At 63.2% G+C, this 13,822-nt stretch carries 14 protein-coding genes and 1 tRNA gene; 4 read left to right on the top strand and 11 right to left on the bottom strand.

Translation table 11 applies throughout. The annotated features are described in order from the left end of the window. Window positions 1-71: 71 nt before the first annotated feature. The 4 genes from BMI85_RS10495 to BMI85_RS10480 form a co-directional block, all read right to left on the bottom strand. Window positions 72-677 (bottom strand): hypothetical protein, encoded by a 606-nt coding sequence (locus BMI85_RS10495; protein ID WP_078520906.1) that lies wholly within the window; start codon window positions 675-677, stop codon window positions 72-74. A gap of 26 nt (window positions 678-703) precedes the next feature. Continuing rightward, a complete protein-coding gene (locus tag BMI85_RS10490; RefSeq protein WP_078601260.1) occupies window positions 704-3,121 on the bottom strand; it encodes a hypothetical protein in 2,418 nt (805 codons plus the stop codon). Window positions 3,122-3,405: 284 nt separating this feature from the next. After that, complete coding sequence (locus BMI85_RS10485) at window positions 3,406-4,806, bottom strand: surface lipoprotein assembly modifier (RefSeq protein WP_078601259.1); 1,401 nt, start codon at window positions 4,804-4,806, stop codon at window positions 3,406-3,408. Between the two features lie 76 nt (window positions 4,807-4,882). Continuing rightward, entirely contained in the window at window positions 4,883-5,080 is a 198-nt protein-coding gene (locus tag BMI85_RS10480) for a hypothetical protein (protein ID WP_078550005.1), read from the bottom strand. Window positions 5,081-5,295: 215 nt separating this feature from the next. Between BMI85_RS10480 and BMI85_RS10475 the strand changes: the two genes are divergently transcribed. Then, window positions 5,296-6,051: a Crp/Fnr family transcriptional regulator gene (locus tag BMI85_RS10475; protein WP_078520910.1), complete on the top strand. Its 756-nt coding sequence runs from the start codon at window positions 5,296-5,298 to the stop codon at window positions 6,049-6,051. Between the two features lie 6 nt (window positions 6,052-6,057). Here BMI85_RS10475 and BMI85_RS10470 read toward each other — a convergent pair whose 3' ends face one another. Further along, the gene (locus BMI85_RS10470) at window positions 6,058-6,789 is read right to left on the bottom strand and encodes a Crp/Fnr family transcriptional regulator (protein WP_078601258.1); all 732 of its coding nucleotides are present in this window, start codon (window positions 6,787-6,789) and stop codon (window positions 6,058-6,060) included. Window positions 6,790-7,000: 211 nt separating this feature from the next. After that, window positions 7,001-7,540 carry a Hint domain-containing protein gene (locus tag BMI85_RS10465; RefSeq protein WP_168174776.1) on the bottom strand — a complete coding sequence of 180 codons (540 nt, stop codon included), beginning with the start codon at window positions 7,538-7,540 and terminating at the stop codon, window positions 7,001-7,003. Window positions 7,541-7,713: 173 nt separating this feature from the next. Between BMI85_RS10465 and BMI85_RS10460 the strand changes: the two genes are divergently transcribed. The 3 genes from BMI85_RS10460 to tig all read left to right on the top strand — a co-directional run bounded on the left by BMI85_RS10460 (window position 7,714) and on the right by tig (window position 10,671). Next, window positions 7,714-7,797: transfer RNA gene (locus tag BMI85_RS10460), tRNA-Leu, on the top strand. 62 nt (window positions 7,798-7,859) lie between these two features. Then, window positions 7,860-8,849 carry a hypothetical protein gene (locus BMI85_RS10455; protein WP_210402341.1) on the top strand — a complete coding sequence of 330 codons (990 nt, stop codon included), beginning with the start codon at window positions 7,860-7,862 and terminating at the stop codon, window positions 8,847-8,849. 493 nt (window positions 8,850-9,342) lie between these two features. Further along, the gene (gene tig / locus BMI85_RS10450; protein WP_078601255.1) at window positions 9,343-10,671 is read left to right on the top strand and encodes a trigger factor; all 1,329 of its coding nucleotides are present in this window, start codon (window positions 9,343-9,345) and stop codon (window positions 10,669-10,671) included. 97 nt (window positions 10,672-10,768) lie between these two features. Here the strand turns inward: tig and BMI85_RS10445 are convergent, their stop codons facing one another. The 5 genes from BMI85_RS10445 to rpsF all read right to left on the bottom strand — a co-directional run bounded on the left by BMI85_RS10445 (window position 10,769) and on the right by rpsF (window position 13,755). Further along, entirely contained in the window at window positions 10,769-11,059 is a 291-nt protein-coding gene (locus BMI85_RS10445; protein ID WP_078601254.1) for a hypothetical protein, read from the bottom strand. 86 nt (window positions 11,060-11,145) lie between these two features. Further along, a complete protein-coding gene (locus tag BMI85_RS10440) occupies window positions 11,146-12,309 on the bottom strand; it encodes a YihY/virulence factor BrkB family protein (RefSeq protein WP_078601253.1) in 1,164 nt (387 codons plus the stop codon). A 209-nt stretch (window positions 12,310-12,518) separates the two neighbouring features. After that, complete coding sequence (gene rplI / locus BMI85_RS10435) at window positions 12,519-13,142, bottom strand: 50S ribosomal protein L9 (protein ID WP_078520923.1); 624 nt, start codon at window positions 13,140-13,142, stop codon at window positions 12,519-12,521. 12 nt (window positions 13,143-13,154) lie between these two features. After that, the gene (gene rpsR, locus BMI85_RS10430) at window positions 13,155-13,379 is read right to left on the bottom strand and encodes a 30S ribosomal protein S18 (RefSeq protein ID WP_038073027.1); all 225 of its coding nucleotides are present in this window, start codon (window positions 13,377-13,379) and stop codon (window positions 13,155-13,157) included. Between the two features lie 22 nt (window positions 13,380-13,401). Beyond that, window positions 13,402-13,755 (bottom strand): 30S ribosomal protein S6, encoded by a 354-nt coding sequence (gene rpsF, locus BMI85_RS10425; RefSeq protein WP_078520924.1) that lies wholly within the window; start codon window positions 13,753-13,755, stop codon window positions 13,402-13,404. Window positions 13,756-13,822 lie beyond the last annotated feature (67 nt).

Here is a 13,822-nt window from a genome sequence, read left to right as displayed (position 1 = left end):
GGAGGAAAGAGAAAGGCCCGGCGGATCGCTCCGCCGGGCCTTTCCGGTACCACTGATGAAAGTGGGGTCGGTCAGGGCGTTTGCGTGGTGATGAACGCTCCGGTGAACGCATCGTTCGTCACCCCGTCATCAAGCGTGCCGTCTGCATAGCCAGCAATATTGTCGGGCAGCGTTGCTCCGCTCCCGCCGACGAATTCGCCGTCGAGCAAAATCGAGGTGGTGTAATCGGTGCCGCCGTTGGAGAGCGTCCCATCGAGGCTGCCTCCGAAGGTATCGGCCGTCCCGACAACGCCGCTATCGGTGATCGTCCCGCCGGAAAGCGTAAGCGAGCCGGTATAGGCGTCCTTCGTCGAGTGCTGGAAATTCGTCGCCGAGCCGGTGACCGTCCCGCCCGAGAAATTCGCGTCGAGCGATAGCTCGCCGATTAACGTCCCGCCGCTGTCAAGGTCGCCCTTGACGTAACCGGTGTAGCTGGCCGTACCCGAATTCGGCACATCGTCGCGTCCGCCAGTCACATCCCCGGTACTCAGATCCACGACCCCAGCCGCCGCCGTATCGGCGCGCGCCACGAGTTCCGCATAGGTGGGGGCGGTGTTGACCGTGGTTCCGCTGCCGCCGCAGGCCGAGAGAGTGGCGGCCGCAGCCGCCAGTGCGATGAAAGTTACTTTGTTGTTCATTCGTATTGTCCTTCTAGAAACCCGGATCAGACGCTCACGAGCGTCATGTCGGCGACAAATTGATCGACGGTTGTGAAATCATCCTCGGTGATCAGGCTCACATCCACATCGCGCAGGATCATCCGGTCGTCACCTGCGGTGATTTGAGTGCCCGTCGTGCGGTAGCTGGTGATCTCGAGGTCGGCGAAGGTCAGCCCCCCGTCGAGTGCGATCATGTCGACCCCGTCTTCGAAGTCGTAGACGATGTCGAGCGTGGTGCCCTCTGCGAAGACGAACCCATCCGCGTCCAGACCGCCATAGAGACGGTCGAGCCCGCCCCCCCCGTCGAGCAGGTCGGTGCCCGCAAGGCCGTAGAGGATATCGTTTCCGCCCAGCGCCGTGATGATGTCGTCGCCCGGGGTCCCCATCAGCGTCTCGCTCGCATCGGTGCCGATGATCTCGTTGGGGCCCGTTGTGCCCGGATCATCGCCCGCACCCGGGTTGGCCAGAAGGAAGTCTTCCTCCATGACGAGGCCCTGGCTCGGCCCGAGATCGCCCGCCACGTCGGTCAGCGTCGCGATCAGAACCGGGTCGGCACCGGCTTCGGCACCATCCGTGTCGAGGTAGATTTCAAGATCGGTCCCGTTCACCACTTGCGAGATGTTGTCGGCGAAATTCGTGTCCGAGACACCCAGACCGATCAGGCCGATCGCATCGGTGCCGACTTCGAAATCGCTGATCGTGCTCGCGGTCAGCGGCACACCCTCCACCGAGGAGCCGTAGCTGAGGACGAAGAGATCCGTGCCCGCACCGCCCGTGAAGGCGTTCGAGCCGATCCCGACAAGGAAATCATTCCCGTCCGTGCCGACGACATCAGCTCCGACCGCGTAGGGCGTGACCAACTCGTAATCCATCAGCAATTCGGCGCTGTAGATCGTCGCGGGCTTGATGTCGCCCTTGATGTAGACCGCCATATCGAAGCCGTCGGAATAGTTCATCCCGTTGACCGACACCTCGCCGGGCTTGTTCTGCCAGCCCGAGCTGACCGAGAGCGGCTGGGCGGGATAGCCCCAATCGAGCAGGTTGATCACCGTCTGGGTCTCTGCGCCGACCTCGTATTTCACCTCGTCATTGGTGGGAGGCGGCTCGTCGCTCGGGTCGATCGGGATCACCACCGAGGGCAGATCCTGCCCATATTTGTCGGTCTTCAGACGCCAGCGCGGACCGCTATCGGCATATTCGGTGCCATCTTCGTTCAGCACCGGCTCAAAGGGCTCGCGGTCCATCGTGGTGTACCACGCGTTGGTGAAGCCCGCCGCCCCATCCTCGGCCCCGATCGTCGCGAGATCGCTCGCTGCCCATTGCTGCGCCAGAAGATCATCGCGCAGGATCGTGCCCGCCTCGTAGAGCGTGCCATCCCCCGCATAGTAGTCATCGGCGGTGATCCAGACCTCACGGGCACCCTGCCCGTCAAGGTTGTAGTCCGGTACGATGATATATTCCGGCAACGTGCCGATCGCGGCCTCGTTCTCGAAATCCTCGGGACGGATCTGGTCGTTGGGGTTGTTGGTGATCGTGTGATGCACGACCAGCTCGGCCTCGGTCACGTGGTAGATGTTACGCAGCGAGGTGTAGGGGTTGTACTCGCTCCACTCGTCGGGCAGGTCCATCGTCGCTTCAAGACGCACATCATTGGGCTTCTTGATCGTGTTACCCCAGCGATAGAGCAGCTTGCCGTCATCCTTCAGCGTCACCGAGTAGTCACTGCTGACCGCGATATTGCTGTCGATCTCGGTCTCGTTGGCAGAGAGGATATCCTTGATGTCGACCTTGCCGTCACCATTGGTGTCGGTGATCGTGATGCCTTCATATTCTCCCTCGAGCAGGCCGCGCACCGACTTCCCATCATACTCACCGCCGACGATGAAAAGCTCGTCGTCGAGCGGATAGAGCGCCTCGGTATCCCCCGGGAAACGCTGGTCCGACAGGATGTTCTGCATCACGACGTAATGCTCGGTCGAGGCCTTCACCGTGTTGCCGCCCAGACCCGCGAGCCAGGTGCCATAGACGGCGGGCGTCTTGAACGTGTCGGTGGGTGAATCCGAGATCACGAGACCAAGCTGATTGCCCTCGGAATCGTAGATATCGCCCGCCCAGCCCTCGGCATAGTCGCCATCGAGCTCTTTCTGCTCGGCATTCTGAAAATCACTGACGTAATAGCCGAATTCACTGTCGATCGGATAAAGCGTCACGCCCTCCTTGGTGATCTTGGTATCCTCGGGATCGTTCGGATCGTCGACGGTATCAAAGACCGCCTGCGGGTCTTCGGAGTTCCCGACCGTCATCCCGTCGAAGGTCACCGTGATATCCGCCGTGCTGAAAACATGCGACGAACGGAACATCGGGTCGGTGTTCAGCGGTTCGTCCCAATCGTCGACGTTACTCGGGTCAATTTGTGTCGCCATATCTGCGTCCCCTCTATCCATATGAGCGAACCGATGACCCCTCAGGCACCTGCCCTCCCGTCATCCGCCGCGTCCCCACGTCAAATGGCGTCCAGTCAGGAAATAGAGACTTATCCCTCTGTTTTCACTGCGAATTTACCTTCAGCCACGGCTCACATTCCCGTGAGAACTTCGTGATTCGCATTGATGTGTGTCAACGAAACCGAGAGGAGATGGGCAGCGTGGCCACTTAGTCGCAGAAATCGCAATATTTACAGATGAAAGCCCCAAACCGGGGCGCGAGGTCAGAAATTCGACCGAAGTCCGAGCCGCAATTTCACCTGCGAGCTGTCGTAGAAATCGACATTGGAGCGGGTCTCTTCGCCCTCCAGCCGCAGGGTCGGCGAGATGCCGTAGAACTCGAGCTTCGGGAACCCGAATTGCAGCGCCAGCCGCCCGCGCGTGTCGCGCCGTGCGCCGGGCCCGTAAAGCGTCGCATCATAATCGCGTCGCTCCAGTTCCAGCGCCGCGCCGACGGTGACGGTCCCGGCCAAAGGCTTGGCGAAATCGTAAGACACGCCCGCAAGCATCGCCCGATGATCGATCTCGACCGCCTCCGAGGACGCGTCGCGCAGGGCAAAGGACAGCCCCAGCCGATCCCCTCCCTCAAGCCGCCGGTGATGGCTCAGGCTCGCGGTGACCACATTCGCCGAGTTGCGGAAATTGTCGAGGCGCAACTGTCGTTCGCCAGAGAGCGTCACCTGCGTCAGCGAACGCCGCGGATCGCCCCACTGCGCGCTTCCCGAAACCCGCAGATAGTTGCTCAGATCGTCGCCGCCATACCAGTTCTTGCCCGCGAGAAGGTCGAGGCGATAGCGCAAAGGCGCATCGGTCGGGCTGAGCGCCTGCCCCAGCGTCGCCTCGACCGCGTTGAACGCGTAATCCGAGCCACGCGCATCGGGCACCGAGTCCTTCGCATCGCCCGACAGCACCACCTGTTTGGTGTAGATCTGCGCCCCGAAACTCGCGGGCAACTCCCCAAACCCTGCGAAGTTGTAGCGCGCCTTCAGCGACAACGAAATTTCATAGCCCGACAGCGCCTTCGCATCGGGATTGAGCGTGAAGTCGATACCGCCGATATCGACGGTATCGGCGAGGCTGCCATTGTTGACATTGCTCGACGCGCCCGCGTCGAAAGCGACGGAGAAGCTCCACGGATTGGCCGCGGACAGGACGCGATAGTCCCGTACGCTCGACGCGCGCACCGCATCATTGGGCGCCATTTCGATTGCGCGGCGTTGCCAGAGCTGGGCCGCGAACGGATGCCCGAGATCGTAGCTCGCCGCCGCCATCTCGACCGCGCTGACATATTTCTCCTGCTGCGTCCGGGCCTGCGCATTGGCGCGGGTCGCCGCCGCCTTCGCGCCTGCCGCGTCGCCCTTCGCGCGCAGCGCCCGCGCCAGCACGACAAGCGCGCCCACATCGTCTGGATTGCGCGCCAAGCGCGCGCGCGCCGCTGCCTCCGCCGCGGGCCAATCGCCCGACCGCAGCACCTGCAACAGCGCCGCGTCGGTGATAGCACCAGCGACGGGAGCCTCCGCGACCGCGGGACCGGGCCCCAAGACAAGCAGCAGGGCCATCGCCCCGCCGCACAGAAAACGCCAGGCGCGCCGCAGTTTGCGCCCGTCGATATGGCCGTCGGTCATTGTCACCCCTTTGAGGTCGCGCGCCCCAGACAATGCGGGCGGCGAGATGCATCAGCCCCTCGCCGCCCGTGTCAGATCATTGCGACGCTTGCTCGCGCGAACGATCTTGCGTGTTCGTGTTGGTGTGCGTACCCGAGGTGTCCGTGGTGTCCGTCGAAGTGCCCGCCGGGGCCATCATAGCCTCATCGGTCATGTCGGACGCTGCCGGACCGGTCATCGTCTCGCAGCCAGCCAGAGCCGCAGTCACGCCAAGAATGATAAGCAGGTTTTTCATCTGTCTCTCCTTTGTTGCAAGATATTTTACCGTGACTGTTCAGCGTGATTCTTTGATGCCGATCAACGTGCTACCTGTGCCGCGCGATTTTTCCTGCAACTTCATGATGAGAGGCGCAGAAAAGAGCGGCACAATCCCGGCTTTTCGACCTCGTAGCTCTCGCATCCCGATCTGACCCGGACTAGAATCCTTCCCGCGACAGGGAGAGGAGACGCATGAACGAGCATCCGAAATCCGGACAGCCGGTCGAGATCGAGGGCGTGGTGGCGCAGGGCAAATTGCAGCGCCTGCTCGACGTACTCCCGGAGGATTTGCGCAGCGAGATGATGCCGCTCTGGCAAAGCATTCGCTTTTCGCCGGGCGATGTGCTGATCGAAGACGGCGAGGTCGCGGACCGGATTGGCTTCGTGACCGACGGGTTTCTCGCGATGTCGAAAACCCTGCAGGACCGGCATCGGCACATCATCGGGCTGATCACGCCGTCGGACATGTTCGGGCGCGCCTTCAACGGCCCCTCCGGCTACCGGATCGAGGCGCTCAGCGACGGGGCGGTTCTGACCTGCGACCGGCAGAAATTCGAAGCGATCATCGCCCGCTCGCATGAGGCGGAGCGGCTGTTCCTGCTGAGCATTCTCGACGAGCTCGACGCCGCGCGCGAGTGGGTGATGGTCTTGGGAAGCTCGAAAGTCGTCGAGCGGCTCGCCTCGCTCCTGATCATCCTGAGCCGCCACAAATACCGGACCCTCGAAGGCACCGCGCATGCGCCCATCCAGCTGAACCTGCATATCCATATCAAGCGGGTCGATATAGCGCATCTGCTGGGCACCTCGCCGGAATCGCTGAGCCGGGCGTTTCACCAGCTCGAGCGCACGGGCGCGATCCGTATCGTCACGCCTTACGATGTCGAGCTCGCCAATCTGGAGAGGCTTATCGAAATCTCGGGAAATTCGCTGGAGATGCGCGACGAGTGAGCGCGCTCAGTGGTGCAGGATCTCCTCCAGCCCTTCGGACAGGGCCTCGAGGTCGTTCAGGCGGAATTGCCTAGCGTTCAGGATATCGATCAGCCCGTCTTTCTGGAACTGATGCAGCGAGCGGCTGACCGTCTCCTGCGTCGTGGCGATGAGATCGGCGATGTCCTGACGCGGCAGCAGCATCGTCAACACGCCACCCCCGTCAGGCAGGGCTTTCCAAGGCATGATACTGGGCGCCAGCAGCAGCAGCGCGCGCAGTCGGCTCGCAGGTCCATAGGCGCCCAGTAGCAAGCTCAACCGCCGCGCTTTCTCGGTCCAGTTTTCAACCTGATGACACAGGGCCCGGCGCAATTCGGGCTCCTGCTCGATCAGCTGAGCGAAATTCGCCGACTCGAACAGGCAAAGTCTGGTGTCGATCACGGCTTCGATCGCGGTGTCCCGCGTGCCCCGGATGATCTGACCGATGCTGTCGCCCGGAACGACGAGCCCGGTGATCTTGCGACGCCCCGCGAGCGAATGGCTCTGCATCCGCAACATGCCGCTCTGAACCAGCGCGATGTGGTGGCAGGTGACATCTTCCTCGCACAGCCGGTCATTAGCCGCGACGGAGATCGCGCGCGCCCGTTGCGCGACCCGGGCGAGGGTTCGATCCGAGAGGGATCCGCACACGCCATGGTTACGTCCAGCGCAACCCGCGCAATGCAAGATCGCCTCTGCATTTCGCAAAGGTGCCGTCATCAAAATCTCCGAACAGATTTAACCACGCGTTTCGCAGCGAAACTGCGTACTCGTCCCCTAGTGCATAATAAGACTATGCAAATGACATATCATCCTGTCAACACAAGCGCGTGATCAGGTACGTTTATGTCAAATCACTATCGCAGATGTGAGGAGACGACGCCTCGCAACCCTCTGAGACTTATGAAAATTGTCGGGAATTCCGCGTCGATCAGGCGTCGACGCTTGCCACTGCGGCGGCCATTTCCACACCATCGACATAGATCACTTCGGGCGTCTCGAATTCCAGCACGAAGAGCCGCGCACGGCCTTGGCCCAGCGTGACATAGTGGCCGTCGACGACAGATTGCGCTGGCAGAAGCGCCTCGCGCTTGCCGTAGATCACCTGCACCCGCCAGTCGCGCATCATCAGTTGCGCGCCCTGCGCAATCAGGAGCGGCGCCCCGGGCCGGTCATGGCCAAGCGCGCCGGGCGAGATGCGGATCAGCGCGCCGACATAGTCACCGGCCCGCAACGCCTTGAGCTTGCATGTCCCGCTGCGGGTCACGATCCGGTCGCCGGGTTCGAGAAACTCGATCGGGATGGCCCCGTCGAGCGTGTAGACCCGCGCCCCGGCGGCGATCCCCGCGCTGAGATCCGGCTTCGGCTTGCGCGCCTCGGTTGGCGATACGCGCTCTGTCACGTTCGGGCCAGCCGGGCCCGGCAATGCGTGGCGTGGATTGGATTCGATGATCTGGCGGAGCATGGCCATGCCATCCCCCCGCCCTGGTGCCTGTCCCATGGCGATACCTGCTCTTGCCTACTCGTAACTTCGGCGTCTGACGCGCCTTTGGTTACAGGCTAACCCTCACCATCGCGTTAAGACGAGCAAAATCGCATCTTCCTCTTTCCGAGCCCGCAGCCTGTTGCTATTACGCCCCTGATGCGGGTGTGGCGGAACTGGTAGACGCACCAGATTTAGGTTCTGGCGCCTTTGGCGTGGGGGTTCGAGTCCCTTCACCCGCACCACTCCCCACTTGCGGAATATCACAAGATACCCTCGCCTTATCACGCGAGCGTGCTAATTTCGGATGGCTGCGCGGGCCTGCTACGCCCCCGCTTTGGTGACCGAAAGCGTGGGAGGCGTGATGGTCGAAGGCCCGCAAATGCCGCCCCGGCGGCCTGTCGAAGACGCGCCGGAGTCCGGCTCGCGCTCCCCCAATTCCAGCCACGCGCTCAGCCGCGACGCGATTGCGGCCGATCCGAATTTCTTCGCCACACAGAAGGCGGTGGCGACGATGCTGCTCGACGTGCAGGCGCAGACGCCGCGGATCGCGCGGCACATGGCCTCGCATCGGCGCTGGCTCGTCAGCCAGACCAGTTTCGCGCTGGCGATGCGGGCGAAGACGAAGCCGGTCGCTCCGGAGCTGACGCCGGGCCGCCTTCTTGCGGCGCTGACGCCCCATGTCGAGATCAACCGCAAGACTTTGAGCCAGTATCTGGGTGAGATGGAGGTCCATGGCCTGCTCGCCCCGCCCTCCGAGCCCAAGGGCGACGGGCGCTTGCGGCCCGTCACCACGACGCCCATCGCCGAACAGGGGATGCGGCGCTGGTGCGAGGGGCATCTGCATTGCCTCGACATGCTCGACGGTGGCGCGCGGCTGGCAGCGGCGCGCAACGATCCCGATCTTCCCTTCGCGATGCAGCGGCACATGGTCGAGATCATCCGCGCCGATCCCGAATGGTGCGCGCCTCCGCCCTCGATGGCGCATTTCCTCGGCTCCGACACTGGCGGCATCCTGCTCCATGCGCTGATCCGCATGCTCATCGACCTGCGCGAGACCGACGGGCGCATCTATCTCGAACCGGTCAGCATCGCCGCGCTGGCCGAGCAATTCCTGATCTCGGTCTCGAAGATCAAGCGCATGGTCCAGAAGGCCGAAGAGGCGGGCAATCTTGGGTGGGAATTGCCGCGCAGGCGGGGCCGGCTCTGGCTCTCGCCCGGGTTCGTGCGCGACCACTTCCGCAGGCAGGCGGTGAAGTTCGAATGTGTCGAACGCGGCTGGCGCGCCGTCGCGTGAAGTCGGATTTTTCGACCACAGCACGGGCCGCAAAAAGGCGATCTGTCCGAAAATGACCGCTGAGTTTCAAACACTTCTGACCTAGGATGACGGTAAGGGAGATCGTGACGTCCCTGCTTGGGCTCCGCAAACAAGGGGGCGGATCCGCCGAAGCGGAGAGAGATCGCGACAACGCGCCCGTTCGGCGCAGTCCCGGATTCGCGGCCGGGGCGACCATTGTGGGGTGGTGCGTCCCGGCTGCAACTTCCCGCCCGATCTGCCGCAGCCGCGCGCCGCACCTTGCACCGCTTTGTCAGCGCCCGCCCTACCCGCTCTCGATCCTGTGTTCCCGGCATCTCCTCGCACGCGCCCGCCCGCGCGCGTATTTCACCGCCCGGAGGCCGCCCTGCAGCCCCTTTTCGCCTTGCCACCATGGCTGAGGCTCAATAGAAGGACGCCTGAAATTCGAGAACCGGCCGCGATCCGCGCGGCGCCCAGAGACAAAGGACAAACCATGCAGGTCACCGAGACCCAGAACGACGGCCTCAAGCGCGGCTACGAGATCACCATCACCGCCAAGGAACTCGACGAGAAGGTCACCGCGAAGCTTTCCGAAGCGCAGCCCGAGATCGAGATGAAGGGCTTCCGCAAGGGTAAGGTTCCGATGGCGATGCTGCGCAAGCAATTCGGCCCGCGCATCCTCGGCGAAGCGATGCAGGAATCGGTCGACGGCGCGATGAGCGAGCATTTCGAGAAGACCGGCGACCGCCCCGCGATGCAGCCGAAGATCGAGATGAAAGACGGCGAAGACTGGAAAGAGGGTGACGACGTGGTCGTGACCGTCGAGTACGAAGCGCTGCCGGAAATCCCGGATGTCGATCTGTCGGGCGTCAAGCTCGAGCGTCTGGTCGTGAAGGCCAATGAGGGCGAAGTGAACGAAGCGCTGGAAAGCCTCGCCGCGACCGCCAAGAACTTCGAGACCAAAGAAGGCAAGGCCGAGAACGGCGATCAGGTCGTGATCGACTTCGAAGGCTTCGTCGACGGTGAAGCGTTCGAAGGCGGCAAGGGCGAAGGCTACCCGCTGGAAGTCGGTTCGGGTTCGTTCATCCCGGGCTTCGAAGAGCAACTCGTCGGCGCGAAAGCCGGTGACGACGTCGAAGTGACCGTGACCTTCCCGACCGAATACGGTGCGGAGCATCTCGCGGGCAAGGAAGCGCTGTTCAAGTGCAAGGTCCACGAAGTGAAGGCGCCCAAGGCTGCCGAGATCGACGACGAGATGGCCAAGCAGTTCGGCGCCGAAGACCTCGCCGCGCTGAAAGCGCAGGTCGCAGAGCGTCTGGAAGCCGAGTATCAGGGCGCTGCACGTCAGGTGATGAAGCGTGGCCTGCTCGACCAGCTCGACGATCAGGTGAAGTTCGACCTGCCCCCCTCGCTCGTGGAAGCCGAGGCCAAGCAGATCGCGCACCAGCTCTATCACGAAGAGAACCCGGACGATCACGGCCATGACCACGGCGAGATCGAAACCACCGACGAGCACAACACCCTCGCCGAGCGCCGCGTGCGCCTTGGCCTGCTGCTCGCCGAAATCGGTCGCAAGCAGGAGATCGAGGTCTCCGACGCCGAGATGACCCAGGCGATCATGAACCAGGCACGTCAGTACCCGGGTCAGGAGCGCGCCTTCTTCGAATTCGTGCAGCAGAACCCGCAGATGCAGCAGCAGCTGCGCGCGCCGCTCTTCGAAGACAAGGTCGTCGATTACATCGCTGGCGAAGCCAAGGTGGACGACAAGGAAGTCACCAAGGAAGAGCTGCAGAAAGAGATCGAGAAGCTCGACGAGCTGTGATCTTCGGGCGCTCAGCCCAGTAATTGCGAAGGCCGCCTCTCGGGGCGGCCTTTTGCGTTCGCGGAAGGGATGTGGCGCGACTTGAGCCTACCCCGGCTCACTCCGCGGACGGTACTTTCAGGAATTTCGCGTTCGGGATCAGCGAGGGCAGATCGGTCGCGGTCGCCACCTCGCGCAACTTCTGGGCAGCACGATCCACCTGCAGGGACGCCGTGCGATCCGCCGCCGGATTGGCCGGTGCGACCCGGTCGTAAATCGCGGTGCGCAGCACCTCGCCCGCCGATGCGAGCCGGTCGCGCGCGCCTTCGGGATCATGCAGGTACAGAAGTCCGCCCGTCACGAGGATCGTGTGGGTCAGCGCGAAGTGCAGGATCGAAAACAGCCGCATGGCAGGGCCTCGTCAGGGTTGCTTGCCCGGACAGGATTCCCTGTAAAAACGGCGATTTTGAGGCTCGTTCGCGCGCCCTGCCGCGCTCAGCGCTTGCGCGCGGGCGCAGGCGCCACCGCGTCTGCCACCACGGCGTTCCGCGCGCCCAAGGGGCGCGGGTCTCCGATGGTGCTGTCCTGCGCGGTCTGATGCTCGGCCTCGGAATTGATCTCGGCCCCCAGAAGCACCGCCGTCGTCGAGAGCCAGATCCACATCATCAGCACCACCACCGCGCCGATCGAGCCATAGGTGCTCGAGTAATTCGCGAAGTTCGACGTGTAGAACGAGAAGCCCGCCGAGACGATCAGCAGCAGGATCGACGCCGCAATCGCCCCCGGCACCACCCAGATCCAGCGCGGCGCGTTGCGGGCGGGCGCGTAGCGATAGAGCAGCATCAGCATCCCCATCAGCACCAGCGCCATCACCGGCCAGCGCCCCCAGCGCAGCACCGCATCCAGCGCCCCACCCATCGGGATGTAGTCGAGCATCACGGGCAGCACGGCGGCGACGAGGATCAGTGCGCAGACCATGACAATCCCGGTGATCGTCATGCCCAGCCCAAAAGCGTTGAGCTGCACGAAGCTGCGCCGCTCCTTTTCGCCATAGGCCACGTTGAGCGCGCCGATCATCGCTTTCGCACCCCCATTGGCCGACCAGAGCGCCAGCAGGATGCCGAAGATCGAGGCCAGCCCGAGCGCGTTTGAACTGGACCCGATCAACTGCTCCAATTGGTTGCGGATCAGCGTCAGCGCTTCGGGAGGAATGACGTTCTTGAGCGCGTCGAGGTCCTGCAGCATGGTCTGGCGATCCGCGAAAATGCCGTAGATCGAGACGGTGGCGGTCAGGGCCGGGAACAGGGCGAGCAGCGCGTAGAAGGTCACGCCCGCGGCGACGGCCAGCACGCGGTCCTCGTCGATCTGACCGTAAGCGCGCTTGGCGATGGCCTTCCAGCCTGCGCGGGGGATATCGAACGGGCTTTCCGCCTGACGTCCCAGCGCGCGGTCGGCGGGCCGGTCATAGCGGTCGGTGCGGGTCGCGGGAACATGGCGGGCGCTGCGACCTTCCGTGGGCCCGTGGATCGCGGCCTGTCGATCGTCCTGATAGCGCCGCCACATGAGATAGACGCCGAAGCCCAGAAGCCCCGCCTGCACGAGCCGGTCGCGTCGGCTCGATGCGTCGTCGCGTGGGCCCTGCCCCGATCGTTTCGTCATGCATGTCCCCTGTTTTCAAAGCCCTGAGGGCCATTTAGGGGCCAACGCCGGATTGCGGCACGCGGTTCCGGGGTCTGCGCCGCGCGTCGCGGCCCGACTATGTCATTAGACATATTTCAGCAGAACTACCCTGACAGGCAAGCATGAAAAAACCGCGCCCCGGAAGGCGCGGTTCTCTGTCTTTCGGACTGAAAGGTCGTAGCGACCGATCAGGCGTTGTTTTCGTCTTCGGCCGACTCGGGGGTGGCAACGGGGCCGCCCTCGTCGTCGTCGGAGGTCGCGCCGCCGATATCGTCGAACAGTTCGGCGATCTCGAATTCGGCTGCAGCCTCTTCCTCGGCCGCCACGTCCTGGATCGACTTGCCCGACGCTTGCAGTTCGGCCTCTTCGGGCGAACGAGCGACGTTGAGCTGGATCTCGGCGACGACTTCGGGGTGCAGGTGCACTTCGACGTCATGCAGACCGAGAACCTTGATCGGCTGGCGGATGATGACCTGCTTGCGGTCAACCGAGAAACCCTGCTCGGAGGCGATGTTCGCCGCGTCGCGGGTGGTGACCGAACCGTAGAGGTTGCCGCCGTCCGAAGCCGAACGGATCACGACGAAGGTCTCGCCGTCGATCTTCGACGCCAGAGCTTCGGCTTCTTTCTTGGTTTCGAGGTTGCGGGCCTCGAGCTGCGCTTTGCGCTCTTCGAAGCTCTTGATGTTGGATTCGTTGGCGCGCAGTGCCTTGCCTTGCGGCAGCAGGTAGTTACGGCCGAAGCCGTCCTTGACGGTGACGACGTCACCCATCTGGCCGAGCTTGGCCACGCGTTCGAGAAGGATCACTTCCATCGGTCGGTCTCCTTATTTCACGGCGTAGGGGAGCAGGGCGAGGAAGCGGGCGCGCTTGATCGCGCGGGCCAGTTCACGCTGCTTCTTCGCCGAAACGGCGGTGATGCGGGCGGGGACGATCTTGCCGCGCTCAGAGATGTAGCGCTGCAGAAGACGGGTGTCCTTGTAGTCGATCTTCGGCGCGTTCTCACCCGAGAACGGGCAGACCTTACGACGGCGGAAAAACGGTTTTGCCATGGTGTCTACTCCTGTCTACCGATCAACGGCGCTCGCGACGGTTGTCGCGTTCGTCACGTTTCTGCATCTGGACCGAGGGGCCCTCTTCGTGCTCGTCGACCTTGATGGTCAGGACGCGCATCACGTCGTCATGCAGACGGGCCAGACGCTCCATTTCCTGCACGGCTGCCGACGGGGCGTCGGTGCGCAGGTAGGCGTAGTGGCCCTTGCGGTTCTTGTTGATCTTGTAGGCCATGGTCTTCACGCCCCAGTATTCGGAATCGACGACTTTGCCGCCGTTGTCCGACAGGACCGTGGAGAAATGTTCGACAAGGCCTTCGGCCTGCGCGTTGGACAGATCCTGACGCGCGATGAGGACATGCTCGTAAAGCGGCATGCGAACTCCTGTATTTCGAGGCGGCTTCAAAGTTGGGCGTCTGACACTTCCGCAACCCAACACGAGA

The sequence above is a fragment of the Thioclava sp. DLFJ4-1 genome (assembly GCF_002020145.1).
GTDB classification, from domain to species: Bacteria; Pseudomonadota; Alphaproteobacteria; order Rhodobacterales; family Rhodobacteraceae; genus Thioclava; species Thioclava sediminum.
The sequence above is the reverse complement of the archived record's forward strand: the minus strand, read 5'-3'. Positions and strand labels throughout refer to the sequence as shown.